This window comes from Thiovibrio sp. Mzg5, assembly GCF_055379285.1.
This window is the reverse complement of record NZ_AP022872.1, coordinates 2,006,975-2,032,734: the sequence shown is the minus strand read 5'-3', so window position 1 is coordinate 2,032,734 and position 25,760 is coordinate 2,006,975. Positions and strand designations below refer to the sequence as shown.

The window sequence follows — 25,760 nt, the reverse complement described above, 5'->3', positions numbered from 1 at the left end:
ACATCATAACGGGATTGGGGGGTGCTGTCGAGGGGTTCACGAAGAGGCGGGCAAGATAGCGGTTGCGCGGCAAGGGGGTGCTGCTGTCAGTAAGGTCTTTGCCCGACCACATTTCCGGCCGGCGCATAGTTGCACACCCAGATCTGTGAGTTGTCGTCGCACACGGCTTTGGCGCAACCGATTTCCCTGGTGGTTTTCCAGACCATCTGGGTGTAATGGCCGCAGCTTTTTCCGGGGGGCGCGTTGCAGGAGTTGGTGGCCCGGGAGTACCACTGTTTTTCACCGGCCCAGCTGGCGGCAACGGCTTTTTCCTTGATGGACTGTGGCGCGCTCCAAGTCTTATTTCTGTTGCTTGTTGTCTTGGCGCTGGCCCAGTAGAGATTTTCCCCCAGCTTGCCCCGGCTGTGCTGCATGGCGCAGCCTGATTTTTTCAGCTTGCCGGCCCAGGTTGCTGCCTGCCGGGCAAGGGCGTCGGACCAGCGCAACTCCGGGGCGCCTACAGCGGCGCGCAGGGTATTGTGCTCTTCCACCATGCACATTGCATCGACCCCTGTGTCCTGTGCCGAGCTTGGTCCGGCAGGGACAAGGCAGATCAGGAGCAAGAACAAGGCGCTCAGCAGGGGATGCACGGACTGACTCCGGCGGGTTATCGTCTGTTGCTGTTGCATTGGCAGGTCTCGGTAAGGGCACGGTTGAGGTTGTTGAAAAAAAGCAAGGCCTCCGGGTCGTCGGGGTTCTGGTGGAGCCGGGCCTCGTACAGGGCAAAAAGCCGGGTGACCATATGGGGCATCTCTGCTTCGGGCAGGGAACCCAAGGCATCCCACAACTCCGAGGTATTCATGGGTAAACGATCACAGGGCACGACATCTGTTTTGTTATCGGCCTGTTCGCATACCATAGTATGCGCCCTGCGGGCATAAGTTTCGTTTGAACAGGCAAGCTGTTCAACTCAGCTATAGCTCTCAGGCCTCTGTCGCGCATCTGCCGCACCCTGTAATCGCTTACAGTTGGGGTGCAGCGTTGAACTTGGTCGCCTATCCTGTGGTCAGTTACATTCATGGGCGGGCAGCCTCCGCTTCGTTTGCGTTGGTCTCCGGCCTCCGGTCCTGCCCATGGTCGCGGGCCACCAGCATGTAGATCGAAGGCACCACGAAGAGGGTGAACAGGGTGCCTACGGCCATGCCGCCCACCAGCACGAGACCGATGGAGTTTCGGGCTGCGGCCCCGGCGCCGGTGACCAGGGTCAGGGGGAAATGCCCTGCCACCGTCGCGGAGCTGGTCATGAGGATGGGACGCAACCGGGTCATGGAGGCCTCCCGGATGGCGGCCAGCTTGGTATGTCCTTGTCCCTGGAGGGTGTTGGCGAATTCGACGATGAGGATGCCGTTTTTGGCGACCAGGCCGACCAGGGTCACCAGCCCAACCTGGGAATAGATGTTGAGGGTGGTGGTCCAGCCATGGGTCCAGAAGGGCACATTTGGGTTGGGGATCTTGAGAAAGGTGAAGATCAGGGCGCCGAACATGGCCAGGGGTACCGAGCCGGCCAGGATGACAAAGGGGTCGCGGAAGCTGTTGAACTGGGCGGCCAGGACCAGAAAGATCAGGACTACAGCCAGGCCGAAGGCGGGCAGGAACTTGTTGCCCTCGCTGCGCAGCTGCCGCGACTCGCCGGTGTAGTCAAGCACATAGCCCTGGGGCAGGATCTGGGCGGCCTCGTCCTCCAGATAGCGCAACGCCTCGTCCAGGGGGCGGATGGAGACGCCGCTGATCTTGACCGCGTTCAGCTGCTGGAAGCGGTTCAGGGAGCGGGGCACCGTGGAGTTTTCGATGGTGGCCACAGTGGAAAGCGGCACCAGCTGGCCGTTGGGTCCGGTGATGTGGATATTCTTGAGCTGTTCCGGGTTGAGCCGGTCGGTTCGGGCAATTTGGGGGATGACCTTGTAGCTGCGGCCGGCGATGTCGAAGCGGTTGACGAAGTTGCCGCCCACCATGGCGCCGAGGTCCGCGCCCACCTGTTCCAGGCTGAGGCCCATATCCGCCACCTTGTCGCGGTCGATGACAAATTCCGCCTGGGGGTGGTCGATCTTCATGTCGATGATCGGCGGGAAGGCGAACATCCCGCTTTGCATGGCCTTCTGCTGGATCTGCTGGGCGAATTCCAGGATCTGCGGAGCCTCCGCTGTGGAGGCGAGGATGAATTCCACCGGAAATTGACCGCCGCCGGGGAGCGAGGGCTGCAAAACCGGAAAAATCCGGATGCCCGGCAGGGCCTGGAGCTTCTGCTGCAATTCGGGCATGATCGCAAATACCGAACGTTGCCGCTGATCCCAAGGCTTGGTGACCAGGCCGCTGAACCCGGAGGTGGGCTGGGTGACCTGGAAGGTGAAGGCTGTTTCCGGTACCGAGAGAAAGATCTTGTTGGCGGCGGCGGTATAGGCGCTGGTCTGGTCCAGGGTGGAGTTGGCCGCCGCGTCCACGATGCCGAAGATGACTCCCTGGTCCTCGGTGGGTGCCAACTCTTTGGCCGACATGGTGAACATGGGGATGCTGAGCAGGCTGATGACGATCCAGACCGCGTATACGGCGGGCCTGGCCGCCAGGGTGGCGTCCAGCCAGCGGCCATAGGCGTTGCGCAGCCGGGCAAAGTCGCGGGCGATCCTGCCCGCAAAGCCATGCTCTTCGATCTCCGGTTTGAGCAGCTTGGCCGACATCATCGGCGATAGGGTCAGGGCCACCACCCCGGAGATGGTTACTGCCCCGGCCAGAGTGAAGGCGAATTCCCGAAAGAGCGAGCCGGTGAGCCCGCCCTGGAAACCGATGGGGGCATAGACCGCGGCCAGGGTGATGGTCATGGCGATGATAGGCCCCACCAGTTCGCGGGCGCCCAGCAGGGCGGCGTCCAGCGGAGACTCGCCCTTGCGGAGGTGACGTTCGACGTTTTCCACCACCACGATGGCATCGTCCACCACCAACCCCACGGAAAGGACGATGGCCAGCAGGGTGAGCAGATTGATGGAAAAGCCGAAAATCTGCATCAGGAACAGGCCGCCGATGAGCGATAAGGGGATGGCCACCACCGGGATCAGCACCGAACGGAAGGAGCCGAGGAAGAGGAAGATGACCACCATCACGATGAGCAGGGTGTCGCCCAGGGTCTTGAGGACCTCGTTGATGGCGTTGTCGATGTAGGCTGTGGAGTCGTAAGCGATGCGCCCCTGGAGGCCGGTGGGCAGATCTTTTTCAATGGCCGCCATTTCCGTGCGGACCAGTTTGATCACGTCCAGGGAGTTGGCGTTGGGCAGAGGCCAGATTCCCATGAAGGTGGCGGTCTGGCCGGAAAATCGTACCTCCGCGTCATAGTTTTCCGCGCCGAGCGCCACCTCGCCGATGTCTTCCAGGCGGACGGTGGCTCCGTCCTGCTCACGGATCACCAACCGTTTGAATTCGGCCACCGAACGGAGGTCGGTGTTGGCGGTGAGGTTGACCTGAATGAGCGAGCCCTTGGTGTTGCCGATGGCGGCCAGATAGTTGTTGGCGCCCAGGGCCTTGCGGACCTGGGCCGGACTGACGTTATAGGCGGCCATGCGTTCGGGTTTGAGCCAGATGCGCATGGCAAAGGTGCGGCCCCCGAGAACATCGGCGCGCTGCACGCCGGCGAGGGCGGAAAGACGGGGCTGCACCACCCTGGTAAGGTAATCGGTGATTTCGTTTTGGGTAAGAACATCGGAGGTGAAACTGAGATAGGCCGAGGCAAACTTGCTGTCCGCCGACTCGATGTTGATCACCGGCACCTCGGCTTCCGGCGGCAGGTCGCGGCGGACCTGATCGACCTTGGAGCTGATCTCGGCCAGGGCCTTGGTGGCGTCATAGTTGAGTTTCAGGCGGACGGTGATGGTGGAGACGCCTTGGGCGCTTTGGGATTCCAGGTAATCAATGCCGTCGGCTGCGGCAATGGCCCGTTCCAGCGGGGTGGTGATGAAGCCCCGGACCAGCTCGGCGTTGGCTCCGACGTAGACGGTGGTCACGGTAACCGCTGCGTTTTCGCTCTTGGGGAACTGGCGGACGTTGAGACTGCGCAATGCCTGCAATCCGGCAATAATGATGAGCAGGCTGATCACCATGGCAAGCACGGGGCGGCGGATGAAGAGATCGGTGAATTTCATGGGCTTTGGCGTGAACCCTTAACTGTTGTCTGGCTTGGGATGTAAACTGAATTTCGGGCTCAAGGCATTGTCCACCACCACGGACTGACCGTTGCGCAGCTTGAACACCCCGGTGCTGACCACGGTGGCCCCAGCCTCAAGACCCGAGGCAATGGCCACGAAGTCGCCACGCTTTTCCCCGAGGCGGATAAATTGCTGGCGCACCACCTGGTCGGGCTTGCCTGTTTTTTCATTCTTTTTCCCTTCCACCACGAAAACCGAATCGCCATAGGGGGCTGGGAGCACGGCGGTGGCGGGGATGGCCAGCACCTGATTCTTGCCCGGCAGCGCCACGGCCACCGTGGCGAACATGCCGGGGCGCAACCGTTCTTCCTTGTTCGTTGCCGTGGCCTGCACCCGGACGTTGCGGGTGGCATTGTCAGCCTGCGGGTTGATGGCGGTGATCTTGCCGGTCACGGTTTGGCCGGGCAGGGCGTCGGAGGTTATCTGCACCGCAAACCCCGGTTGGATTCGGGCCAGCTCCTGCTGGGGCAGCATGAAATTGATGAAAATCGGGTCCATGGCCTGGAGGGAGACAATGGGCTCTCCTTCCTTGAGGATCTGGCCCAGGTTGACCAACCGGATGCCGAGGCGGCCGGAGAATGGGGCGCGGATGGTTTTTTTGGCGATGGTGGCCCGGATCGTGTCGGCCTGGGCCACTGCCTGTTTGTGTTTCGCCTCGCCGTCATCGTAGACAGCCTTGGAAACGGCATCGGTTGCAACGAGGAGGCGGAGCCGCTCGAAATTGACCTTGGCCAGCGCTGCCTCCGCTTCCGCCGCCCGGAGTTGCGCCTCTTCGGAAGAGGTGTCCTGCTGGAGCAGAATGCTGCCCGCTTGCACTTGGCTGCCTGGGGCAAAGGCAATGTGTGCCACCTTGCCGGGCAGCTCCGCGGCAATGGTCACGCCCTGCACCGCTTCCAGTGAACCCACGGCGGGCAGGGTCGTCTCCCAGGATTCCGGGTGGGCCTGGGCCGTGGTCACCGTTTCCGGCGGCGGGACAAAGCTCTTGCCTGCGCCCACCATCTTGAAGATCTGTAAGCCCTTGATGCCGGCAAGGATGGCGATCACCAGCAGCAGGCCAAGAAGGGAGAGAAGGATGCGTTTTTTCATGGGCGGTATTCTTTCAGGAAGAGGGCGAATGGGTTCTTAAAGGATAAGTTAAATGCATATTTGACTTATACGCCTTGTTGCGTCAAGGGTTTTTTATTCTCCTGCGGAAACCCGCGAGGCATTCTTAATACATTTATGTAATATATATTCTGCACGCATTGTTTATTTTTGTCATAAATGTAATGTTTGTAAGGGTGATGATTCGATAATTCTTTTCTGGCTATCTTTGAGATAGCGCGTTGATACGGGGTAATAGTTGAAAAAAAAGCATCGAGGCCAAAGGCGGCATGCTTGTTGCTTTTGTTGTCTGACAACCGCCTGCCGGAAATGGGCACCGCCGAGGTCGAGTGGAAGGCTACTTCGGACAGGGCGGGGAGGAAGGAGAGATGAGTGGAGCGTTTATTGTTCGAAATACTATAGAGGAGATCAACATGGAAAGGAGAGAGAGATGAAAAAAAGACTACTGACATTTTTGCTGGTTACGAGCTGCCTGTGCGGTTTGCTATCGCCGGCGTTTGCAGAGGAAGGGCTCGGCGGGCCGCCACCCGAAGAGGCGACGGTAAGTCAAGTTGCGCTGGCTCCTGCTCCGGAGCCTGTTGCTGATTCCGCGGGAACCTTAACCGGGGGAGCGGCGGATGTGGTCGGCGTTACTGCCGCTGCGCCAACAGCTGAGGAATTGGCAACCCTGGGGCAGAGTGAACCCTTGGCCGCAAAGTTGGCGGACGTTGTCGGACATAACCGGATAGCGATCAATATGGTTTGGGTTCTGGTCTGTGGCTTTCTGGTCATGTTCATGCAGGCAGGGTTTGCCATGGCCGAGGGCGGCTTCACCAGGGCGAAGAATGCCGGGCACACCATGGCAATGAACTTCATGATCTACGCCATCGGCATCCTTGGCTATTGGGTATGCGGCTTTGCCATTCAGATGGGAGGCGTTGGCGGGGTGGCCACTCTCGGTGGGGCCGGGGTGCTCAACGGTGAGTTCGTGGTCAATCTGTTCGGCAAGGATTTCGGCCTGTTCGGGACCAAGGGATTCTTCCTTTCCGGGACCTATGATGTTGCGGTCTATGCGATCTTTTTGTTCCAGATGGTGTTTATGGATACCACGGCGACCATTCCCACCGGGTCCATGGCTGAACGCTGGACCTTTAAGTCCTTTGTGATCTATGGCTTTTTCATCACCGCCCTGGTCTACCCGCTCTATGCCAACTGGGTGTGGGGCGGCGGCTGGCTCTCGCAGCTCGGCAAGAATTTTGCCTTGGGACATGGGCATGTTGATTTCGCCGGCTCCTCGGTGGTCCATATGACCGGCGGTGTTGCCGCTCTTGCCGGGGCCATTGTTTTGGGGCCGCGGCTGGGCAAGTATAAGGCCGATGGCACGCCCAACGCCATCCCCGGACATCACATTCCCATGGCGATCGTCGGGTGTTTCATTCTTGCCTTTGGCTGGTTCGGCTTCAACGCCGGTTCCACCCTTGCAGGTGGCGATTTCAGGCTGGCGGTTGTTGCGGTCAACACCATGATCGCTTCGGCAGCCGGAGCCTTCGCCGCCATGACCTATATGTGGATTGTCTACGGCAAGCCAGACATCTCAATGATTGCCAACGGTTTTCTCGCCGGACTGGTGGCCGTCACCGCACCCTGTGCTTTTGTGGATTCCGGGGCAGCGGCTTTCATCGGGGCGATTGGTGGCATTCTCTTGTGTGTCAGTGTCTTTTTTGTCGAGCGGGTTCTGAAGGTTGACGATCCGGTCGGCGCGATCTCCGTCCATGGCGTCAATGGTGCCTGGGGTGTTTTGGCCTTGGGGCTGTTTGCGGACGGAACTTACGGCGACGGACTCAACGGAGTGAAGGGCACGGTCAAGGGTCTGTTTTACGGTGACTCGGGGCAGTTTCTGGCCCAGGTTATCGGCACGGTGACCAATATCATCTTTGTCTTCGTGGTCATGTACGTTTTTTTCCGGGTGCTGGACAAGATCGTGCCACTCCGGGTTTCGCCGGAAATGGAGCTGGAAGGCCTCGACCAGAGCGAAGTCGGGGTGAATGCGTACCCGGAATTCAATCTCAATAAAACCCATCGCTAAGGCTGGAGGCATCATGAAAAAGATAGAAGCAATCATCAAGCCGTTCATGCTGGAAGAGCTCAAGGAGGCTATGCATGCCATCGGGGTCCAAGGGATGACCGCCTCCGAAGTGAAGGGGTTCGGCCGCCAGAAGGGGCACACGGAGGTCTACCGCGGCGCCGAGTATGTGGTGGATTTTATCCCCAAGGTAAAGGTGGAGATCGTTGTCGCCGCAGAAATGGTCGACACGGTGGTCAATGCCATCATAGCCAGCGTCAAGACCGGAAAGATCGGCGACGGCAAGATTTTCGTCCTGCCGGTGGATTCGGTTTGTCGCATCAGGACAGGCGAAACCGGCAGGGATGCCATCTGATTCTTGCCTGACGAAAGAAGTAACAACCGGCGGCGGCTTGGTGAAAATCCCGAAGCCGCCGCCGGTTCTCCTCCATTGGTAAAAAACGACAGATGAAATTCCTGATCCTGCAACATACCCCCTGGGCCGGCCCAGGGCGGCTGCTTCTTGAGGCGTTCGCTAAGCATCGGGTGGATTTTGATCTCGTCAAGGTCTGGCAGGATTGGATCCCGGACTTCAACGGCTATGGGGCGATCATTCTCCTCGGGGGGGCTCCCAATGTCGATCAGGTGGAGAAATACCCGTTTCTCGTGGAGGAGAAACGGTTCATCAAAAGGGCGATTGGCGCGGACAAGCCGATTCTTGGCTTCTGTCTCGGTCACCAGCTGCTTGCTGCGGTGCTCGGCGCCCAGGTAGGGCCGAATTTCAAGCCGAGCATCGGCTTTGTGCAGGGGCACCTCACCCATGACGGCCGTGAGCATCCGGCCTTCAGGAATCTCGGAAAGACTATGCCCATGTTCAAGTGGCACAGCCAAACGGTGCTGGAGCCGCTGCCGAAACATTTTTCCCTGCTCGCCACTTCGGAGCAATGCCAGGTGGAGGCCTTTTCCCTTGAGCAGCGGCCCCATATCCTCGGGGTGCAGTTTGATAACCATGTCGCGGTGTTCGAAGATATCAGTCTCTGGCTGGAGCAGGATTGGCAATGGCTCGCCTCGTTCCGGTCCCTCGTGGTACGGCCCGGTGATTTGCTGGCGGAGGCGAGGCTCTTGCGGGCGGAAATTTCCGCTGATTTCCATCAATTTTTCAGTGATTACCTGGCCCTTATTTCCTGATGAAGCAGGGCATGGGGCGGCACAATGGAAGCCGGGTTTACCCTTGCGGGGGAAAACCCGGCGTTTTTCTCAATGGGGAAAATCAGGCAGGACAATATCGTATTTTTTGATGCGGTATCCCATCTGGCGCTGGGTGAGTCCCAGCTCCCGGGCAGCCCGGGCCTGAACCCAGCCGTGTCTTCGGAGGGCGGCCACCACCTCTTCTTTTTCCATATCCTTTAAAGACTTGGGCATGGAGTTTCCGGGCAGGGGTTCGCTTGCCGGTCCTGCTCCTTCGGGTGGTGGCGGGGCAAGGCGGCAGGATGGCGCGATCAGCGTCTCGGTTTCCGGTTCTGCGGTGATGTAGCTGGGCAGCTCACGGGAGACGATGGTTTCGCCGTCCGCCATGATCACCAGCCGTTCAATGAGGTTCTGCAGCTCGCGGACGTTGCCCGGCCAGGAGTAGCCGCAGAGGAGCTGGACCACGGAGCTTGACAGGCGTACCTTCCGTTCGTTCATGCGGTTGCTCTCCTGCAAAAAATGGTCGAGGAGCAGGGGGATGTCTTCCCTCCGTTCCCTGAGCGGCGGCAGGATTACGGGGACCACGTTGAGGCGATAGTAGAGGTCTGCCCGAAAACTTCCCTGCGCAACACATTCTTCCAGGCTGCGGTTGGTGGCGGCAATGACCCGGACATTGACCGTGATGGTCTGGGTGCCGCCCAGCCGCTCGAACATCTGTTCCTGCAGTACCCGGAGCAGCTTGGCCTGCAGGGGTAGGGGCAGCTCTCCCACCTCGTCGAGAAAGATGGTGCCGTTGTCGGCCAGTTCAAACCGTCCTTTCTTGAGGTTGGCCGCGCCGGTGAAGGCTCCCTTTTCATGGCCGAGCAGCTCGCTTTCCAGAAGGTTTTCCGGCAGGGCCGCGCAGTTGATCTTGATGAAGGGTTTGTTGGCCCGGGGGCTGGCCTGGTGGATGGCCCGGGCGACCAGCTCCTTGCCGGTGCCGGATTCCCCCAGAAGCAGGGCGGTGGCCCGGCTGGGCGCCACCTTGTCGATGTAGTTGTACACATCCTGAATCCGTTTGCACTGGCCGATGATGTTGTGCTGGCTGTAGCGGCTGCGCAGCTCTTTCTTGAGCAGCAGGTTTTCCTCCACCAGCACTTGCTGCCTGAGGGAAACCGTCTTGTGCAGCCGCAGGAACTGGGCGATGAGCATGGCGACCACGGTGAGAAAGCGGATGTCTTCCTCAAACGAAATCTCCGGGCCGAAGAGCCTGTCCACGGAAAGAACACCCACCGGTCCCTCGGGCAGCATGACCGGGACGCCGATAAAGGAGATCTCTCCCTTGGGGAGATTGGCGCGGGCGCCGGTCCGGTTTAAAAAAAGCGGTTCGCTGTGGATGTCCGGCACCACGAAGGGGTAGGCGGACTGGAAGATGCGGCCGATCACCCCTTCGCCCAGCCGGTAGATGCCGCGCCTCTCCTCCTCTTTGCTGAGGCCGTACGAGGCGGCGATGGAAAGATGCTCGCCGCCTTCTTCCTGGAGAACAAGGGTGGCCCGCTCCATCCGTAGGGTTTCGTGCAGGCTCTGTAGTATCTCGGCCAGGGTCTTCTTGATGTCCAGGGCGGAGCCGATGAGCTGGCTTATCTGATAGAGGGCCTGCAATTCAAGGCGCTCGGTGGGGTAGTCTGGTTTGCTCATGCGCTGGGTCCGCCTTTGGTTGTGATCGGTTGAGGGTGGCTTTTTTGGGGAAAGTCCTTGTGGTATTGGATTAGCAATAAATGTTCCAATGCTTCAAAAATGTAACATTGCAAGCGCGTAACCTTCTTAATAGCCTGAAATTATAAGTAAATATAATTGCCCCTTCCCTCTTGGAACTCCGCACTTCTGCGGTGGTCGTTTTTCGAGTTGCGACATTTTTGTAGTAAAATTTCTTTTTGGTCGATCTTCAATAACCGTCTCCAGTCTTCCCTTTTGTAGCCAAACTTACAAAATTGAGCAGACCGGACGGCGCCACCTGCGGCATATCCCCTAAACAAATCAAATAATATCGGAAAGTTATCCTGAAACTGAGAAGTTTGTTCCCGCTCTGGCACACCCCTTGCGATAGAGGCAACCGACGGCAGCGCAAGCCAATGGAATTTGAAACCCCATATTCAATACGAGCAAGGAGGAACATAAGATGCGCAAGGTGGCAATTTACGGCAAAGGCGGCATAGGCAAATCAACAACCACCCAGAACACCGTGGCCGGGCTGGCTCAGATGGGCAGAAAAGTCATGGTCGTGGGCTGCGATCCCAAGGCGGATTCCACCCGCTTGTTGCTGGGCGGCCTGGCCCAGAAATCGGTGCTCGACACCCTGCGCGAGGAAGGCGAGGACGTGGAACTGGTGAACATTCGCAAAAAAGGCTACGGCGACACCTGGTGCGTTGAATCAGGCGGGCCCGAGCCCGGCGTTGGTTGCGCTGGGCGCGGCATCATCACCTCCATCAACATGCTGGAGTCCCTCGGCGCCTATGAAGAGAGCGAAGGGTTGGACTATGCCTTTTACGATGTCTTGGGCGACGTGGTCTGCGGCGGTTTTGCCATGCCCATCCGCGACGGCAAGGCGGAAGAGATCTACATCGTCTGCTCCGGCGAGATGATGGCCATGTATGCGGCCAACAACATCTGCAAGGGGATCATGAAGTTCGCCCAGTCCGGTTCCGTCCGCCTCGGCGGGCTGATCTGCAACTCCCGGGCGGTGGACAACGAAAGGGAGATGATCGAGGAACTGGCCAAGATGCTCGGCACCCATATGATCTACTTCGTGCCCAGGGACAACGATGTGCAGCGGGCGGAGATCAACCGCAAGACCGTGATCGAGTGGAATCCGGAGGTTCCCCAGGCCGACCATTATCGGGGCTTGGCCAAGGCCATTGACGAGAACACGAATTTTGTGATTCCCAAACCCCTGGAAATGGAGCAGCTGGAAAAACTGCTCATGGACTACGGGCTGATGAATTAGCAACTGTCCGGCTGCCGGCGGCAAGCCCGAGGCAGTCAGCCACAACCAAACCGAAACAACGAATAGTTCCATAAAAATGGAGAAAATATCATGTTGACTATGATCAGAGCCATTGTCCGGCCGGAAAAAGCAGATAAGGTCCTCGCCTCCCTCATGGAGGCGGGCTTCCCGGCGGTTACCAAATATTCCGTGGCCGGGCGCGGCAAGCAGCGCGGCATCAAGATCGGCGAGGTTACCTACGACGAGATCCCCAAGGTGATGCTGCTGAGCGTCATCAATACGGCGGACAAGGATTTTTTCATCGAGACCGTCATGGGCACGGCCCGCTCCGCTGGCAAAGGGGCATTCGGCGACGGCAAGATCTTCGTTTCCGAGGTGGAGGAATCCTACACCATCAGCTCCGGGGTCAAGGAGACCGCCTACGCAGCGGAAGGGGTGGCGCCATGAAAGAGGTCATCGCCGTTGTGCGCATGAATATGATGAATCAAACCAAGCAGGCTCTGAGCGATGCCGGGATCGACGCCTTTTTCGCCCATGAGGCCCAGGGCCGCGGCAAGGGCTTTGCCAATCCCAAGATTTTGGAGGGCGCCCAGAAGGGCTACGAAGAGGCGGCTTCGCTCTTGGGTTCCAAGGGCCAGCTCTATCCCAAGCGGATGGTGACGGCGGTGGTTGCCGACAAACAGGTCAAGGAGGTGGTTGCCGCGCTCATCGCGGCCAACCAGACCGGCAAACCGGGCGACGGCAAGATCTTTGTCGTGCCGCTCGGTGACGCCGTCCGGGTGCGCACCGGGGAAAAGGGCGCCAAGTCGATATCCTAACCGAAACCAAGGAGAACCCAATGGCAACAACACAGAAAGAAAAGCTGGTGCAGTGGGACCCGGCGGACGTCAAGGCGCAGCTCCTTGAAAAGTATCCGGCCAAGGTCGCCCGCAAACGCGCCAAGCAGATAATGATCAACGAGGCCCTGGGCAACGAAACCCCGGAGATCTCCGCCAACGTGCGGACCACCCCCGGCATCATCACCATGCGCGGCTGCACCTATGCCGGCTGCAAGGGCGTGATCATGGGGCCGACCCGCGACATCGTCAATCTGGTGCACGGCCCCATCGGCTGTTCGTTTTACGCCTGGCTGACCCGGCGCAACCAAACCGACGCAGGCCCGGACGGCGAGAACTACATGAACTACTGCTTCAGTACCGACATGCAGGATTCGGACATCATCTTCGGCGGCGAGAAGAAGCTGACCGCCGCGATCCAGGAGGCCTACGACCTTTTTCATCCCAGGTCCATCGCCATCTTCGCCACCTGTCCGGTGGGGCTGATCGGCGACGACATCCATACCGTGGCCAAGCGGATGAAGGAAAAATTCGGCGACTGCAACGTCTACGCCTTCAGTTGCGAGGGCTACAAGGGGGTGAGCCAGTCCGCCGGCCATCACATCGCCAACAACCAGGTGTTCAAGCATATCGTTGGCGAGAACGACGTGCCCAAGGAGGGCAAGTACAAGATCAACCTGCTGGGCGAGTACAACATCGGCGGCGACGGCTTCGAGATCGACCGGATCTTTAAGAAATGCGGGATCACCAACATCGCCACCTTTTCCGGCAACTCGACCTACGACCAGTTTGCCTCGGCCCACCAGGCCGACCTGAACGCGGTCATGTGCCACCGCTCCATCAACTATGTGGCGGACATGCTGGAGACCAAGTTCGGCATCCCCTGGATCAAGGTGAACTTCATCGGCGCCAACGCCACGGCCAAGTCGCTCCGTAAGATCGCCGAGTACTTCGGGGATAAAAAGCTGATCGACACGGTGGAGGCAGTGATTCGGGAAGAAATGCCGCAGGTTGAGGCGGCCCTGGCTGAGATTACGCCCCGCACCGAGGGCAAGACGGCGATGATGTTTGTCGGCGGAAGCCGGGCTCATCATTACCAGGAGCTGTTCAACGAGATGGGCATGAAAACCATCTCCGCAGGCTACGAGTTCGCCCACCGTGACGACTACGAAGGCCGCCAGGTCATCCCGACCCTGGAGGTGGATGCCGACAGCCGCAACATCGAAGAGATCCATGTCGAGGCCGATCCGGACCGCTTCAAGCCGCGCAAGTCCGAGGCGGAGATGCAGGCGCTGGAAAAGGCGGGCTATCAGTTCAAACATTATGACGGCCTGATTCCGGACATGGAGAAAAACACCCTGATCATCGACGACCTCAACCAGTACGAGGCCGAGAAGCTGGTGGAGCTGATGAAGCCGGATATCTTCTGCGCCGGGATCAAGGAAAAATTCTCCATCCAGAAGCTGGGTGTGCCCATGAAGCAGCTCCACTCCTACGACTCGGGCGGTCCCTATGCCGGATTCAAAGGAGCGGTCAACTTCTATCAGGAGATCGACCGCTTGGTGAACAGCAAGGTCTGGAGCTACATGAAGGCCCCCTGGCAGGAAAACCCGCAGCTCTCGGCGACCTTCGCCTGGGAGTAGGAAGAAGGATCATGGCCTGTGCGGCCATTCAATCGAGGATACCACCATGTTATTACGACATACCCCCAAGGAAATAACCGAGCGCACGGCCTTGACCATCAATCCGGCCAAGACCTGCCAGCCCATCGGCGCCATGTACGCGGCGCTGGGCATCCACGGCTGTCTGCCGCACAGCCATGGTTCCCAGGGCTGCTGCGCCTACCACCGCTCCACCCTGACCCGGCATTACAAGGAGCCGATCTCCGCCGCCACCAGTTCGTTCACCGAGGGGGCCTCGGTGTTCGGCGGCCAGGCCAACATGCTCCAGGCCATCGACAATATCTTCACCGTCTATGACCCCGAGGTGATCGCCATCCACACCACCTGCCTGTCCGAAACCATCGGCGACGATCTCAAGCAGATCAAAACCAAGGCGGAGAAGGAGGGCAAGATCCCCGAGGGTAAAACGGTGATCGGTGCCAACACCCCGAGCTACGTGGGTTCGCACGTCACCGGCTTTTCCAGCATGGTCAAGTCCATGGCCGGGCTTTCCGAGCCCACCGGCAAGAAAAACGGCAAGGTGAACGTCATCCCCGGTTGGGTGGAGCCCTGCGACATGGAGGAGCTGAAAAGGCTGATGGGGCTGATCGGCGTCAAATACATCCTGTTTCCGGACACCTCCGGGGTGCTCAACGGCCCCCTGTCCGGCCAATTCACCATGTTCCCCGAAGGGGGCACCACGGTGGCGGAGCTGAAATCCACCGGCGACTCCATCGGTACCCTGGCCCTGGGCGAGTGGTGTTCGGCGGACGCGGCCCGCTGGCTGGATTCCAAGCGCAAGGTGCCCTGCCGGGTGCTGGACATGCCCTTTGGCCTCAAGGCCACGGACCGGTTCATCGACGCGCTGCGTACCATCGCCGGGGTCAACATCCCGGAGGAGATCACCCTGGAGCGCGGCCAGTTGGTGGACATGATCTCCGATATGCACCAGTACCTCTATCATAAAAAGGTGGCCCTGGTGGGCGACCCGGATCAGCTGATCAGCATGACCGAGTTCCTGGTTTCCCTGGATATGTGCCCCATCCACATCGTCACCGGCACGCCGGGCAAGAAGTTCGAGGCTCGGATCAGGGAGATCACCAAGGATATGCCGTACGAGGTCAATGTGAGGGCGGCGGGGGACATGTTCCTCCTGCACCAGTGGATCAAGAATGAGCCGGTGGATCTGCTGCTCGGCAACACCTACTGCAAGTATATCGCCCGGGACGAGGACATCCCCTACGTGCGGTGGGGATTCCCGATCCTGGACCGCCAGGGACACCAGTACTTGCCGACCGTGGGCTACAAGGGCGGGTTGCGGCTTCTGGAGAAGATCCTCGGCGTGCTCATGGACCGGCAGGACCGGGACGCCACGGAACAGCGGTTTGAGTTGGTGATGTAGTAAATAAACAAGCCGCCAGCCTTCAGCGGTCGGCGATCAGAGTGTCGCTGGGACTGAAAGCTGGCGGGTCACACAAAAAGCGTCCCAATGAGCTTCTTGTAAAAGTCCGCAAAGTTCCCTCTCCCCTTGCGGGAGAGGGCTAGGGAGAGGGGGAAATAGCTATCATGCCTGATTCTGCCAAAGCATCGCGCCGTCTTTCCCTGCCCGTGGCGACGCACGTCAACGCCAGGCTGCGTTTTGCGCCGGACCAGAAGTCTGCGGCGGCCATGTCGCCGGAAGAGGCCCTGGCTTGGGCTACGGAAGTGCTCGGCAGCACAGGAAAACCTGCGCAGGTGGTCATTGCCGGTCCCGGTGATCCCCTTGCCGCTATCAGTCCAACCCTGAAAACTATTCGTCTGTTCAAGCAGAAATATCCGTCCCTGACCGTGGAAATCGTCACCCTGGGCTTGGGCGGCGAGCAGTATGCGGAGATCCTGGAGGAAGAAGGCGTTGGTCTGGTGACTCTGCAGGTGGATGCGGTTGATGCGGAGATTCTCGCAAAGCTCTTTGCCTGGATTCGCCCCGGCAGAAAAACCGTGGTCCTGGCTGAAGCCGTAAAAATCCTTCTGGAGGAACAGGCCCTGGTCATTGGTGCTCTGCAAAAAGCAGGGATCAAGGTCAAGGCCAGAACCACCCTGTACCCAGGATACAACGAAGTCCATCTGGAACAGATCGCGCAACGCATGGCCCAGCTTGGCGTTGCCTCAATGACCCTGGTTCCGTTCAAGCCGGAGGCGGCTGAAGGCGGGATTTTGCCGCCGGAACCGGACAAGGCAATGCTGGCGGCGGCCAGGGGCCTGGCTGGAAAATATCTGGAGGTGTATGAAGAGCAGGAGGTTCTCGCGCCCGGTTGCTCCATGGCCGCGGCCATGGACAACAGTCATACAGCGGGAGGGCTGCCTAGGCCCACCACCAAACGGCCCAATGTGGCCGTGGTCAGCCTCGGCGGCATGGATGTGGATCTCCATCTCGGCCAGGCCTACCAGGCTCTGATCTACGGACCCAGGGAAGACGGCCTGCACTGCCTGCTCGGCCGCCGCGACCTGCCCGAGGCCGGTGGTGGCGGCCTGCGCTGGGAAAAGTTGGCGGAGACTCTGCCCGATTGTTTCGCGCTGCTTGCCGCCAGCGCCGGGGAAAACCCCAAGAAGATTTTGAAGGAGCGCGGCATTACGGTGCTGACCACCGAAGGGGAGATCGATGGCACCGTGGATGTCATGTTCGGTGGCGGCAAGAAAGGACCAAAGGGCCGCAGATAGGACAGCGGCTTCAATTCAAGGAGAAAATTACCATGGCAATTCCGAAAAAACAGATCCTCGTTTGCCAGAGCTTCCGCGTGGCCGGCGACAAGAAGGGCATCTGCCACAAGCAGACCGACGGCTTCCTGCAATATCTCGAAGAGGAGATCCTCGACCGGGGGCTGAACTGCCTGGTCACGGCCACCACCTGTCTCAAACAGTGCGAGGCCGGACCCATCATGGTGATCCAGCCTGAGAACTGGTGGTTCAAGGGGGTGGACAGCCACGATGCCATCGACGAGATTCTGGACAGCCTCGAAGAGGGGAGGCCGGCGGCGGAGTACCTGATCGCCTAGAAAACCCAAAGGAGAGCCGGACCATGGTGCGCATCCGCCCCGCCCTGCCTGCGGACCTCGACAGCCTTGTCGCCCTGCTGCAGATCCTTTTTGGTATTGAAGAGGATTTTTTCGGCGATCACGACAGGCAGCGGCGCGGGCTGGAACTGATGCTGGAAAACGAGCGCGGCTGCGTCCTGGTCGCCGAGGCTGAAGGCGCGGTGGTCGGCATGTGCACCGGCCAGGTGACGATTTCCACGGCCGAGGGCGGCCCGGCTCTGCTGGTCGAGGATGTGGTTATCCGGGAAGAATGGCGGGGGAAAGGCGTCGGGCGGCTCCTGATGGAACGCATCGGGATGTGGGCGCAAGAGCAGGGGATCGAGCGGCTTCAGCTCCTGGCGGACCGCAACAATGGTCCGGCCTTGGATTTTTATGCAGCTCTTGGCTGGCAGGGTACGGCGCTCGTTTGCCTCAGGAAAAATCTCACCCCGCGATAAAGGAGGGCGGACTCATGGGACTTGTTCAGCTTGAAGATTGGCGAAGGCTCCTCCAGATTGACGACTGGCGGCAGTATATCAAGGAGGGCGGCCAGTATCTGCACACCGCCGGTGAGGCCGCCGAGAAGCGCGCCGAGGTCTTCACCCCGGAGATCCTCTATAACCTCACGGCCATGGCCATTGAGAAATTCATCATGGGCTACCTCATGAGCCGCGGCGATCTGGCGGACAACCACACCATGCGCGACCTGGTGGACGCGCTGGAACGCAACGCCGGACCCCAGCCGGAGCTGGGCGCCAAGCTCCGCTATCTCGACGGGTTTCAGGAGATTTGCGATCTGGATACTTACAGCCGCAAGCCTGCGCTTCCCGAGGATATCCCGGAGATTTTGACCATCGGACAGATGGTCAGGGAGTTTGTTGTGCAGCGGGTTCCGGCTTGAGCGCAGCACCGTGGGCGCGGAGGCCGGTAAGGGAAGCGCCAAGAAAATATGGGAGATGGTGTTATTTTTCAGAGAGAGTCAGGCCGGAAGTGAATTAGATATATCCCCGGAATTCCTTGCAGCTTTGCTACATCGCTCTGGGCCAGATTGTTATGCGTTTTCAACGATTCTGATTAAAGCTTGAAGCATAATGGCGCAAGCCCCAAAAAATGCACCAAGAGCATTCCATTTGGTTTGTACTCTGAATGTTCCAGACATATCCCAACCGTCTAGTTCAACACCTGCGAGGTTTGGTTTTTCGCCGCGCTTTTTTGCTTCTTTTGTCCGCCAAGTAACCTCTTGTTCTCTTGTGATTTTTACTATGCTTGCTCGCAGCCAGCTAACTGCAGACGCCCAAAAATAATTGACAGCCATGTTAGATAAGTTATCCAGTGTTCAGTCATTGTTTATTCGATCATTCAAGTAGTTTTTTTACGTATCGGGGAATTCCGGGGACACAATACTTAATTTCTGCCAACCAGGGCTGTATTCAAATTATAAATGCGCCGTGCGCCTCAATCGTCTTGCGGCAACTTGAGCAATCTTTCACTACGCCAGACCCTGACGATCCGAACCTGATCTCTGTCCACCCGATAGACAATCCGAAAAGGGGGCCGGATCAACTCCAGTAGAAAATCCTGCTCAAATTCCGGCACCATGCGGCCCATGCGTGGCTGGCTGGATAGCAACTCAATTTCAGTGATAATTTCCGCGACCAATCGGCTGCCAACCTGCGGCATTGCCTGGTCGGCATAATAGGCAAGAAGGTCTTCCATATCCTGAACCGCGGATTCCGAGAAGGTTATGGGTATCGGACCGACCATTTCTAGGTTAGTCCCAACCGTTTTTTTACCTCGGCAAGGGATGTCTCGTGACCTTGCTCCAGTTCAGCCATGCCCTTGACCACGGCCCGCATGAAAGAACATTCCTCTTCGGTCTTTTCATAATCCCGCAGGTCCTGCACCACCGCCACCCCTCGCCCGCGGCTGGTCAACAAGACCGGTCGATGCGCCTCGGAAACATGCCGGATGACTTTGCCGGGGTTTGTTTTCAGGTCGCTTAACGGGATGACATCCTCTGAAAATCTAATATTCACGACATGGCCCTCCTTGGGGTGCTGTTAACGGGACTAAATGTAGCACCTCTTGGGAGTACTGTACAGCGGAAAATGTTGCCCTCTGTGCCTCTTATTATTTCCTCGGCTTCTTCGAAAACGGCTTGGACGGCGGCTTTACTGCCTCGCGCTGCGCCTCCCCCACCGTAGCCAATAGCTCTACGCAGTTGGCATCGGTTCCGGTTCCGGTTTCGACCAAGGGTATAAGCGCCGCCAGGGGATTGATCAACCCGAGCAAGACCGCGCTGCCGATACGCTTGATCAGGCCGCCCTTGTCGATGCTGACGTCCGGCTTGGCAAAGCTGCCGGTAATATGGATGGGGCTGCGCACCACCAGAATACTCACATCCTTGGGATGCGGCTTCAAAATGATGTCCAATTGCTCGTCGCGGAGGTTGACGTCGCCTGAGCCTTCGATTTGCGTGTCGGCCGTGTCGAGGACGATTGAGCGGCTGGTGGCCAAACCGGCTTGTATCTCGAAGGAGGCGGCCCCGCAGCGGATGGCGGTCTCGCGGTCGCCGACCACGAGGAATTTGATGATCTCGCCGCCGTCCAAGCCGAAAAGCTCCATCAGCAGATTGGAAACCGTACCGCCGGACATCGCGAAACTTCCTTCTCCGGTGGCGGTTGCCAGCATGGCGGCAAGGCTGTTGCCCCGCCCGGAAATTTTGATCTTGGCGCCCATCGCTCCTTCGCTCCCCTTCATCAACTTTACGGTGGGAAACAGTTTGTTGAGCCGCAGAGAGCGCATGGAAATCGTGGCCTGCGTAGCAATGGGATCTTGTTTTGCGTTGAGCGTGATATTCGAGATGATATTCCCGCCCGCGAAGCCGAAGTTGAGCGGCGCCAGGGTGAGTACGCCATCGGCTAATTTCAGGGTTGCCGTGAGATCTTCCAGGGCCAGCCCTTTCGGGCGGCGGATCTGGCCGGCTTTTAAGGTGATGTCGGCGTCGATGGCGTTCAAGCGTTCGACCCGGAATGGTTCCTTGGGCAGCACGCGGGCAGGTGCGGCAGGGGCCTCGGCCTTTTTGCGCTCGCTTGAGACCGTGCCGCGCCCCTTGTCGGCGGCGCCGCTTGAGTGAATCCCGATCATCGGGCCCAGATCCTTCAGGTCGAGGATTTTGCTGTGAAACGAGGCGGCAAGGTGGGGCCGCGGCTGCTTCGGGGTGAACACCGCAGTGCCGCCGATATCGCTGCCCCCGATGATTCCCTTGAAATTTTCATATGCATATTGCGCCCCCTGATTCTTAAAGCGGCCCTCGATGGAAAAAGGGGGCGAATGGGGCAGCGGGACCGGAACTAGCGGATACAGGCGAGACCAGTCGGGACCGGCGATTTTGACCCGCGCGTCGACCCCGGCCAACTGCCCGAGATCGATAAAAGTGCCGTCGATTTCAAATGAATTCTTGCCGATTTTTCCGCTGGCTTGCAGCGGAAAGGCCACGCCGGAATCGCGCAGTCCCAGCACACTGCCCGCTCGTGCCGACCCGGAAAAAGGCAGATTCTTATAGGTGCCGGAAAAAGCGATCACCGTGGGCAGGCGTTGCGGCCTGCCCTGCGCATCCTGCGCTTCGGTCCTGACTTCGGCACGCGCATCCAGATCCTCCAGTCCGTCGCGCCAGCGGATCACGCCATGGTCGATGGTCAGGCTGCGAATTTCCGGTACCGGCGCTGCGGGATCATCGGACCTGCCGAACACCCAGTTGCGCTTGCCGTCCTTGCTGCGCTCCAGCAGCACATCAGCACCCACCACGCGCAGCCGCTCGACAATAATGGCCCGGCCAAACAATGAGCGCAGGTTCGGCACAAACTCAAGGCCTTCCACGGAGGCCATCTGCTTCTCATCCGACCATTCCGGGTTTTCATAGCGCATCTTGCCGATGCGGATGGTGGGAGAAAAACCCAGCGCGACCTTGATCTCGCCCTCGATCTTCAGGTGCCGTCCGGTTTTTTTAAAGACGTAGCGCTCGATGGGCGCGCGAAACCAGTTCCAGTCGAACAATATCAGGAACAACAGAACGAGGATGCCTATTGCACCCGCCGCAATCAGGGTTTTGCGATATTTCAAGTTGTCGGACCAAGGTGAAATTTTTGACGGAGGCACAAGGGAATCTCCTGATTTAAAGTTTCGTGGAGTCCATTAAGTAGCTTCCTTGAGCATCCCACACTCCCCGGTTGATTGTCAATCCAAGGGGGAAACGAGTGGTTCGGTGGAGACAGATCGAAAGGATTATCGCGGCTGAAGCCGCTCCTACGGGCATGGCAACTATTACCTCCTCATGGTAGGAGCGGCTTCAGTCGCGATGAACCCCGCAGGGGCCGACAAAAATGTCCGGCCCTTTCTTTTTTGTCGCAAACATTACACAATCCTCTTCTGCCCCTGCCCCCTCTCGTTTCAGTCCATGAAACGTTGCCTATTTAAATGTTAGTAATTACACAACAAAATATTATATCCCCTGCTTGGCACACCCCTTGCTCTTACCCCTTTGCAAATCACCAGACAGGAGCACGGACGCCATGGAAGCAGCGTTGCAGGAACGACAAGATTCGATACACCGCACCGGGGAAGCTCCTTTTGCCATGGAGTGCAACAAGGACAGCCTGGCCGGGGCGGTGAGCCAGCGGGCCTGCGTGTTCTGCGGCTCCCGGGTGGTGCTCTATCCCATCGCCGACGCCCTGCATCTGGTGCACGGCCCCATCGGCTGCGCGGTCTACACCTGGGATATCCGGGGCGCCCTGTCCTCCGGGCCGGAGTTGCACCGCTTAAGCTTTTCCACGGACATGCAGGAGACCGACGTCATCTTCGGCGGCGAGAAAAAGCTCTACAACGCCCTAGTTGAGCTCATCGACCGGCATGCGCCCAAGGCGGCCTTTGTCTATTCCACCTGCATCGTGGGGATCATCGGCGACGACATGGCGGCGGTGTGCCGCAGGGTGAGCGAGGAAAAAGGCATTCCGGTGCTGCCCGTGCAGTCGGAGGGGTTCAAGGGCAACAAGCGGGAGGGCTACAAGGCCGCCTGCAATGCCATGCGACAACTGGTGGGCATGGGCGACATCAGCGGGATCTCCAAATACAGTCTCAACATTCTGGGCGACTTCAACCTGGCCGGGGAGATATGGCTGATCCGCGACTACTTTACCCGGATGGGCGTCGAGGTGGTGGCCAACATCACCGGGGACGGGAGGGTGGGGGATATCCAGCGGGCCCACGGGGCCGCGCTCAACGTGGTGCAGTGCTCCGGCTCCACCATGGATCTGGCTCGGATGATGGAAAAGGATTACGGCATCCCCTCGCTGCGGGTTTCGTATTTCGGGGTGGAGGACATGGCCGAGTCGCTCTATGCGGTGGCCGAGTTTTTTAAGGACGAGGAGATGATGCTCCGCACCAGGGAATTGGTCAAAGAGGAACTTTCCCTGCTGATGCCCGAACTCATGTGCTATCGCCAGGCCCTGGCCGGCAAGCGGGCCGCCATTTACGTGGGCGGCGCTTTCAAGGCGTTTTCCCTGGTCAAGGCCTTCCGCACCATCGGCATGCAGGTGGTTATGGTCGGCTCCCAGACCGGAACCCCGGAGGATTATCAGGAACTGGCCGAGATCACCGACCCAGGCACCATCATCGTGGATGATTCCAACCCCCTGGAACTTTCCTCGTTTCTCCAGGAAAAGGAGGTGGACATCTTCGTGGGCGGGGTCAAGGAGCGGCCCATTGCCTATAAGCTGGGCGTGGCCTTCTGCGACCATAACCACGAGCGCAAGGAGATGCTCGCCGGCTTTACCGGCATGCTCAACTTTGCCCGCGAGGTGTACGGCTCGGTGATGAGCCCGGTGTGGCGATTTGTGCCACGGAAAGCAGAAATCGTGCAGGAGGGAACCAATGACTAAGATGCCCCCCCAGTATGTCTCCACCACCAATGCCTGCAAGCTGTGCAAGCCGCTGGGCGCCAGCCTCGCCTTTCGGGGCGTGGAAGGGGCCGTGCCCTTTCTCCACGGCTCCCAGGGGTGCGCCACCTACATGCGGCGCTACATCATCAGCCATTTCAACGAGCCCATCGACATCGCCTCCTCCTCGCTGGGGGAGAAGAACGCGGTCTACGGCGGCGGGGCGAACCTGAAGCTCGGGCTGAAAAACGTGACGGAAAAGTACCACCCGGCGCTCATCGGCATCGCCACCACCTGCCTCACCGAAACCATCGGCGACGACGTGAAGATGCTGCTCTTCCAGTACAGCCAGGAGTTCATGCAGGATGGCGGCCCGCTGCTGGTACAGGTTTCCACCCCCAGCTATTCCGGCACCCATATGGAGGGGTTTCACGCGGCGGTGCGGGGGCTGGTGGAGCAGCTGACGGTGGAGTCGGTGCCGAACGGTACGGTCAACATCCTGCCCGGATTCCTCTCGGCTGCGGATCTGCGGAGCCTCAAGGAGATCGTTGCGGATTGCGGGTTGACTGCCACCGTGCTGCCTGATTTTTCCGAAACCCTCGACGGTCCGGCCCTGCGGGACTATCCCCTGATTCCCAAGGGCGGGACGAAGATCAGCGATATCCGCGCCATGGGTGGGGCCAAGGCAACCGTGGAGTTCGGCCATACCCTGCCGGACCAGCTCTCCGGGGGCAAATATCTGGAAAAAAGCTACGGCGTGGACCTGCACCGTTTGGGCATGCCGGTGGGCATCCGGGAAACGGACCGGTTTTTTGAGGTGTTGGCCGGGCTTTCCGGCAAACCCATGCCGGAGAAGTACGCTCTGGCAAGGGGTCGGTTGGTGGACAGCCTGGTGGACGGCCACAAGTACGTGTTCGGCAAACGGGCCGTGGTCTACGGCGAAGAGGATCTGGTGATCGGCCTGACCTCTTTCTTGGTCGAGATCGGGGTGCAGCCGGTGCTCTGCGCCTCGGGCGGCACCAGCGGCAGCTTTGTCAAGGCCATTGAAAAAGCGGTGGAAGGTTTTGGGGTGGAGATGCCTCGGATACACGAGGGCATGGATTTTTACGAGATCGGCGAGTTGGCCGGGGAGCTGAAACCGGATTTCTTCCTCGGCCACAGCAAGGGCTATGGACTGGCCCGGGGCTTGGGCCTTCCGCTTATCCGTGTTGGTTTTCCCATCCACGACCGGGTGGGCGGCCAGCGGCTGCTACATATCGGCTACCACGGGGCGCAGCAGCTTTTCGATCGGGTCGCCAATGCCATGATCGCGGCCAAGCAGGACAGTTCCGAGGTCGGCTACAGCTATATGTGAAAAAAGCAGCTATCAGCGGTCAGCTTTGCGCTGATAGCTGAAGGCTTACAGCTATCTAAATGGGAGAGAGTCATGCACGAGATACACAAAGACCTGAACAAGCACCCCTGTTTCAACCCGGCCATGAAAGGGCAGGCCGGCCGCGTCCATCTGCCGGTGGCCCCGAACTGCAACATCAAATGCAATTACTGCGACCGCAAGTACGACTGCGTCAACGAATCGCGGCCCGGGGTGACCAGCACGATCCTGAGCCCCGAGCAGGCCCTGGTCTACATGGGCAAGGTTCTCGAAAAAGAGCCGCGCATCACCGTGGCTGGCATTGCCGGGCCCGGAGATCCCTTTGCCAATGGTGAGGCGACCATGGAAACCATGCGGTTGATCAATAAGAATTTCCCGCAGATGATCCTGTGCCTGGCCAGCAACGGCCTGGCCATCACCCCCTATATTCCTGAGCTGGCCAATCTCAATGTCTCGCATGTGACCATCACCATCAATGCCGTTGATCCGGAGGTGGGGGCCAAAATTTATAGCTGGGTGCGGGACGGCAAGGTCGCCTATCACGGCCGCCAGGCGGCGGAGCTTCTGCTCTCCCGGCAGTTGGAGGCGGTCAAGGCCCTGAAGGCCCACGGGATCACGGTGAAGATCAATTCGATCCTGATTCCGGGGATCAACGACCAGCATATCCTCAAGGTTGCGGAAACCATGCGGGAGCTGGGCGCCGATCTTTTCAACTGCATGGCCATGTTTCCCAACGTGGGCACCCCCTTTGGCACGATCCGCGAGCCGTCCAAGGAGGAAGTCGGTGCGCTGCGCACCGAGGCGGAGAAGTTCCTGCCGCAGATGCGCCACTGCACCCGCTGCCGGGCCGACGCAGTGGGGTTGCTCGATCAGGACCGGACCGAGGAGATGCGGGGCTGTCTTTCCGCCTGCGCCCAGCTCCCAGCCCTGCCTCCGGAAATCCGACCCTATGTAGCAGTGGCCACCATGGAAGGGGTCTTGGTTAACCAACACCTTGGCGAAGCCAATCGCTTCCAGATTTATGAGCGGAAAGGGGACGAGTATCTGCTTGTGGAAGAGCGGCCCGCACCCAAGGTAAGCGGCGGCCTACAACGCTGGACCTCTTTGGCCAGGGCTTTGAATGATTGCCGGGCCGTACTGGTGAGCGGTGTGGGCGAAACGCCCCGCGGGATTCTTGAAAAAGCCGGGGTAAAGCCGGTGGAGATGGGCGGGTTTATTGTGGATGGGGTGAAGGCGATATTTGAGGGCGGCAACCCCGGGGCGTTGAAGGCAAGGAAGCAGTCTTGCACCAAGGGGGCGTGCGCTGGATCTGGCGGTGGTTGTCAATAAGAGGGGCTCCCCGCTTGGCGGCAACGCGATGTTGTAC

The 25,760-nt window shown here is 59.3% G+C and carries 24 protein-coding genes; 15 read left to right on the top strand and 9 right to left on the bottom strand.

Annotation, left to right across the window (positions count from 1 at the left end; genetic code table 11):
* Nucleotides 1–86: 86 nt before the first annotated feature.
* The 4 genes from ACZ46D_RS09340 to ACZ46D_RS09325 all read right to left on the bottom strand — a co-directional run bounded on the left by ACZ46D_RS09340 (nt 87) and on the right by ACZ46D_RS09325 (nt 5,312).
* Nucleotides 87–668: a CAP domain-containing protein gene (locus ACZ46D_RS09340; protein WP_464927168.1), complete on the bottom strand. Its 582-nt coding sequence runs from the start codon at nt 666–668 to the stop codon at nt 87–89.
* Nucleotides 647–841 (bottom strand): hypothetical protein, encoded by a 195-nt coding sequence (locus ACZ46D_RS09335; protein WP_464927167.1) that lies wholly within the window; start codon nt 839–841, stop codon nt 647–649. Before ACZ46D_RS09335 ends, ACZ46D_RS09340 begins: the two co-directional genes overlap by 22 nt.
* 214 nt (nt 842–1,055) lie before the next feature.
* Entirely contained in the window at nt 1,056–4,163 is a 3,108-nt protein-coding gene (locus tag ACZ46D_RS09330) for an efflux RND transporter permease subunit (RefSeq protein ID WP_464927166.1), read from the bottom strand.
* Nucleotides 4,164–4,181: 18 nt separating this feature from the next.
* Nucleotides 4,182–5,312 carry an efflux RND transporter periplasmic adaptor subunit gene (locus ACZ46D_RS09325; RefSeq protein WP_464927165.1) on the bottom strand — a complete coding sequence of 377 codons (1,131 nt, stop codon included), beginning with the start codon at nt 5,310–5,312 and terminating at the stop codon, nt 4,182–4,184.
* A 448-nt stretch (nt 5,313–5,760) separates the two neighbouring features.
* Here ACZ46D_RS09325 and ACZ46D_RS09320 point away from each other — a divergent pair, with 448 nt between their 5' ends.
* The 3 genes from ACZ46D_RS09320 to ACZ46D_RS09310 all read left to right on the top strand — a co-directional run bounded on the left by ACZ46D_RS09320 (nt 5,761) and on the right by ACZ46D_RS09310 (nt 8,559).
* Nucleotides 5,761–7,395 carry an ammonium transporter gene (locus ACZ46D_RS09320; RefSeq protein WP_464927164.1) on the top strand — a complete coding sequence of 545 codons (1,635 nt, stop codon included), beginning with the start codon at nt 5,761–5,763 and terminating at the stop codon, nt 7,393–7,395.
* 13 nt (nt 7,396–7,408) lie between these two features.
* Nucleotides 7,409–7,747: a P-II family nitrogen regulator gene (locus tag ACZ46D_RS09315; RefSeq protein ID WP_464927163.1), complete on the top strand. Its 339-nt coding sequence runs from the start codon at nt 7,409–7,411 to the stop codon at nt 7,745–7,747.
* A 92-nt stretch (nt 7,748–7,839) separates the two neighbouring features.
* Nucleotides 7,840–8,559, top strand: coding sequence for a type 1 glutamine amidotransferase (locus tag ACZ46D_RS09310; RefSeq protein ID WP_464927162.1), 720 nt, complete (start codon nt 7,840–7,842; stop codon nt 8,557–8,559).
* Nucleotides 8,560–8,628: 69 nt separating this feature from the next.
* On the opposite strand, the gene nifA is transcribed toward ACZ46D_RS09310, so the two are convergent.
* Nucleotides 8,629–10,236 (bottom strand): nif-specific transcriptional activator NifA, encoded by a 1,608-nt coding sequence (gene nifA, locus ACZ46D_RS09305; RefSeq protein ID WP_464927161.1) that lies wholly within the window; start codon nt 10,234–10,236, stop codon nt 8,629–8,631.
* Between the two features lie 481 nt (nt 10,237–10,717).
* Here nifA and nifH point away from each other — a divergent pair, with 481 nt between their 5' ends.
* From nifH to ACZ46D_RS09260, 9 genes are all read left to right on the top strand, one after another.
* Nucleotides 10,718–11,542: a nitrogenase iron protein gene (gene nifH, locus ACZ46D_RS09300; protein ID WP_464927160.1), complete on the top strand. Its 825-nt coding sequence runs from the start codon at nt 10,718–10,720 to the stop codon at nt 11,540–11,542.
* A gap of 90 nt (nt 11,543–11,632) precedes the next feature.
* The gene (locus ACZ46D_RS09295) at nt 11,633–11,989 is read left to right on the top strand and encodes a P-II family nitrogen regulator (RefSeq protein WP_464927159.1); all 357 of its coding nucleotides are present in this window, start codon (nt 11,633–11,635) and stop codon (nt 11,987–11,989) included.
* Nucleotides 11,986–12,360, top strand: coding sequence for a P-II family nitrogen regulator (locus tag ACZ46D_RS09290; protein ID WP_464927158.1), 375 nt, complete (start codon nt 11,986–11,988; stop codon nt 12,358–12,360). Before ACZ46D_RS09295 ends, ACZ46D_RS09290 begins: the two co-directional genes overlap by 4 nt.
* A 20-nt stretch (nt 12,361–12,380) precedes the next feature.
* The gene (gene nifD, locus ACZ46D_RS09285) at nt 12,381–14,021 is read left to right on the top strand and encodes a nitrogenase molybdenum-iron protein alpha chain (RefSeq protein ID WP_464927157.1); all 1,641 of its coding nucleotides are present in this window, start codon (nt 12,381–12,383) and stop codon (nt 14,019–14,021) included.
* Between the two features lie 46 nt (nt 14,022–14,067).
* Nucleotides 14,068–15,441 carry a nitrogenase molybdenum-iron protein subunit beta gene (nifK, locus tag ACZ46D_RS09280; RefSeq protein ID WP_464927156.1) on the top strand — a complete coding sequence of 458 codons (1,374 nt, stop codon included), beginning with the start codon at nt 14,068–14,070 and terminating at the stop codon, nt 15,439–15,441.
* A gap of 164 nt (nt 15,442–15,605) precedes the next feature.
* Complete coding sequence (locus ACZ46D_RS09275; RefSeq protein ID WP_464927155.1) at nt 15,606–16,736, top strand: NifB/NifX family molybdenum-iron cluster-binding protein; 1,131 nt, start codon at nt 15,606–15,608, stop codon at nt 16,734–16,736.
* Nucleotides 16,737–16,768: 32 nt separating this feature from the next.
* Nucleotides 16,769–17,071: a (2Fe-2S) ferredoxin domain-containing protein gene (locus ACZ46D_RS09270; protein WP_464927154.1), complete on the top strand. Its 303-nt coding sequence runs from the start codon at nt 16,769–16,771 to the stop codon at nt 17,069–17,071.
* Nucleotides 17,072–17,094: 23 nt separating this feature from the next.
* Nucleotides 17,095–17,547 carry an N-acetyltransferase family protein gene (locus ACZ46D_RS09265; RefSeq protein WP_464927153.1) on the top strand — a complete coding sequence of 151 codons (453 nt, stop codon included), beginning with the start codon at nt 17,095–17,097 and terminating at the stop codon, nt 17,545–17,547.
* A 14-nt stretch (nt 17,548–17,561) separates the two neighbouring features.
* Nucleotides 17,562–17,990 carry a hypothetical protein gene (locus ACZ46D_RS09260; RefSeq protein WP_464927152.1) on the top strand — a complete coding sequence of 143 codons (429 nt, stop codon included), beginning with the start codon at nt 17,562–17,564 and terminating at the stop codon, nt 17,988–17,990.
* Nucleotides 17,991–18,140: 150 nt separating this feature from the next.
* Here the strand turns inward: ACZ46D_RS09260 and ACZ46D_RS09255 are convergent, their stop codons facing one another.
* From ACZ46D_RS09255 to ACZ46D_RS09240, 4 genes are all read right to left on the bottom strand, one after another.
* Nucleotides 18,141–18,404 (bottom strand): hypothetical protein, encoded by a 264-nt coding sequence (locus tag ACZ46D_RS09255; protein ID WP_464927151.1) that lies wholly within the window; start codon nt 18,402–18,404, stop codon nt 18,141–18,143.
* A gap of 140 nt (nt 18,405–18,544) precedes the next feature.
* Nucleotides 18,545–18,853, bottom strand: a complete 309-nt coding sequence (locus tag ACZ46D_RS09250) for a type II toxin-antitoxin system RelE/ParE family toxin (protein ID WP_464927150.1) — start codon at nt 18,851–18,853, stop codon at nt 18,545–18,547.
* A 2-nt stretch (nt 18,854–18,855) separates the two neighbouring features.
* Nucleotides 18,856–19,125 carry a type II toxin-antitoxin system Phd/YefM family antitoxin gene (locus tag ACZ46D_RS09245; protein ID WP_464927149.1) on the bottom strand — a complete coding sequence of 90 codons (270 nt, stop codon included), beginning with the start codon at nt 19,123–19,125 and terminating at the stop codon, nt 18,856–18,858.
* 94 nt (nt 19,126–19,219) lie between these two features.
* A complete protein-coding gene (locus tag ACZ46D_RS09240) occupies nt 19,220–21,247 on the bottom strand; it encodes an AsmA family protein (protein ID WP_464927148.1) in 2,028 nt (675 codons plus the stop codon).
* Nucleotides 21,248–21,660: 413 nt separating this feature from the next.
* On the opposite strand from ACZ46D_RS09240, the gene nifE reads away from it, so the two are divergent.
* The 3 genes from nifE to nifB all read left to right on the top strand — a co-directional run bounded on the left by nifE (nt 21,661) and on the right by nifB (nt 25,723).
* A complete protein-coding gene (gene nifE / locus ACZ46D_RS09235; protein ID WP_464927147.1) occupies nt 21,661–23,025 on the top strand; it encodes a nitrogenase iron-molybdenum cofactor biosynthesis protein NifE in 1,365 nt (454 codons plus the stop codon).
* Complete coding sequence (locus ACZ46D_RS09230) at nt 23,018–24,376, top strand: nitrogenase component 1 (protein WP_464927146.1); 1,359 nt, start codon at nt 23,018–23,020, stop codon at nt 24,374–24,376. The genes nifE and ACZ46D_RS09230 overlap by 8 nt, the downstream gene beginning before the upstream one ends.
* Nucleotides 24,377–24,448: 72 nt before the next feature.
* Entirely contained in the window at nt 24,449–25,723 is a 1,275-nt protein-coding gene (gene nifB, locus ACZ46D_RS09225) for a nitrogenase cofactor biosynthesis protein NifB (RefSeq protein ID WP_464927145.1), read from the top strand.
* The last annotated feature ends 37 nt before the right edge of the window (nt 25,724–25,760 follow it).

What these genes read in the sequence shown, in the direction of transcription:
- ACZ46D_RS09340 (WP_464927168.1), bottom strand. Translation starts at nt 668, where the DNA reads ATGCAACAGCAACAGACGATAACCCGCCGGAGTCAGTCCGTGCATCCC.
- ACZ46D_RS09335 (WP_464927167.1), bottom strand. Translation starts at nt 841, where the DNA reads ATGAATACCTCGGAGTTGTGGGATGCCTTGGGTTCCCTGCCCGAAGCA.
- ACZ46D_RS09330 (WP_464927166.1), bottom strand. Translation starts at nt 4,163, where the DNA reads ATGAAATTCACCGATCTCTTCATCCGCCGCCCCGTGCTTGCCATGGTG.
- ACZ46D_RS09325 (WP_464927165.1), bottom strand. Translation starts at nt 5,312, where the DNA reads ATGAAAAAACGCATCCTTCTCTCCCTTCTTGGCCTGCTGCTGGTGATC.
- ACZ46D_RS09320 (WP_464927164.1), top strand. Translation starts at nt 5,761, where the DNA reads ATGAAAAAAAGACTACTGACATTTTTGCTGGTTACGAGCTGCCTGTGC.
- ACZ46D_RS09315 (WP_464927163.1), top strand. Translation starts at nt 7,409, where the DNA reads ATGAAAAAGATAGAAGCAATCATCAAGCCGTTCATGCTGGAAGAGCTC.
- ACZ46D_RS09310 (WP_464927162.1), top strand. Translation starts at nt 7,840, where the DNA reads ATGAAATTCCTGATCCTGCAACATACCCCCTGGGCCGGCCCAGGGCGG.
- nifA (WP_464927161.1), bottom strand. Translation starts at nt 10,236, where the DNA reads ATGAGCAAACCAGACTACCCCACCGAGCGCCTTGAATTGCAGGCCCTC.
- nifH (WP_464927160.1), top strand. Translation starts at nt 10,718, where the DNA reads ATGCGCAAGGTGGCAATTTACGGCAAAGGCGGCATAGGCAAATCAACA.
- ACZ46D_RS09295 (WP_464927159.1), top strand. Translation starts at nt 11,633, where the DNA reads ATGTTGACTATGATCAGAGCCATTGTCCGGCCGGAAAAAGCAGATAAG.
- ACZ46D_RS09290 (WP_464927158.1), top strand. Translation starts at nt 11,986, where the DNA reads ATGAAAGAGGTCATCGCCGTTGTGCGCATGAATATGATGAATCAAACC.
- nifD (WP_464927157.1), top strand. Translation starts at nt 12,381, where the DNA reads ATGGCAACAACACAGAAAGAAAAGCTGGTGCAGTGGGACCCGGCGGAC.
- nifK (WP_464927156.1), top strand. Translation starts at nt 14,068, where the DNA reads ATGTTATTACGACATACCCCCAAGGAAATAACCGAGCGCACGGCCTTG.
- ACZ46D_RS09275 (WP_464927155.1), top strand. Translation starts at nt 15,606, where the DNA reads ATGCCTGATTCTGCCAAAGCATCGCGCCGTCTTTCCCTGCCCGTGGCG.
- ACZ46D_RS09270 (WP_464927154.1), top strand. Translation starts at nt 16,769, where the DNA reads ATGGCAATTCCGAAAAAACAGATCCTCGTTTGCCAGAGCTTCCGCGTG.
- ACZ46D_RS09265 (WP_464927153.1), top strand. Translation starts at nt 17,095, where the DNA reads ATGGTGCGCATCCGCCCCGCCCTGCCTGCGGACCTCGACAGCCTTGTC.
- ACZ46D_RS09260 (WP_464927152.1), top strand. Translation starts at nt 17,562, where the DNA reads ATGGGACTTGTTCAGCTTGAAGATTGGCGAAGGCTCCTCCAGATTGAC.
- ACZ46D_RS09255 (WP_464927151.1), bottom strand. Translation starts at nt 18,404, where the DNA reads ATGGCTGTCAATTATTTTTGGGCGTCTGCAGTTAGCTGGCTGCGAGCA.
- ACZ46D_RS09250 (WP_464927150.1), bottom strand. Translation starts at nt 18,853, where the DNA reads ATGGTCGGTCCGATACCCATAACCTTCTCGGAATCCGCGGTTCAGGAT.
- nifE (WP_464927147.1), top strand. Translation starts at nt 21,661, where the DNA reads ATGGAAGCAGCGTTGCAGGAACGACAAGATTCGATACACCGCACCGGG.
- ACZ46D_RS09230 (WP_464927146.1), top strand. Translation starts at nt 23,018, where the DNA reads ATGACTAAGATGCCCCCCCAGTATGTCTCCACCACCAATGCCTGCAAG.
- nifB (WP_464927145.1), top strand. Translation starts at nt 24,449, where the DNA reads ATGCACGAGATACACAAAGACCTGAACAAGCACCCCTGTTTCAACCCG.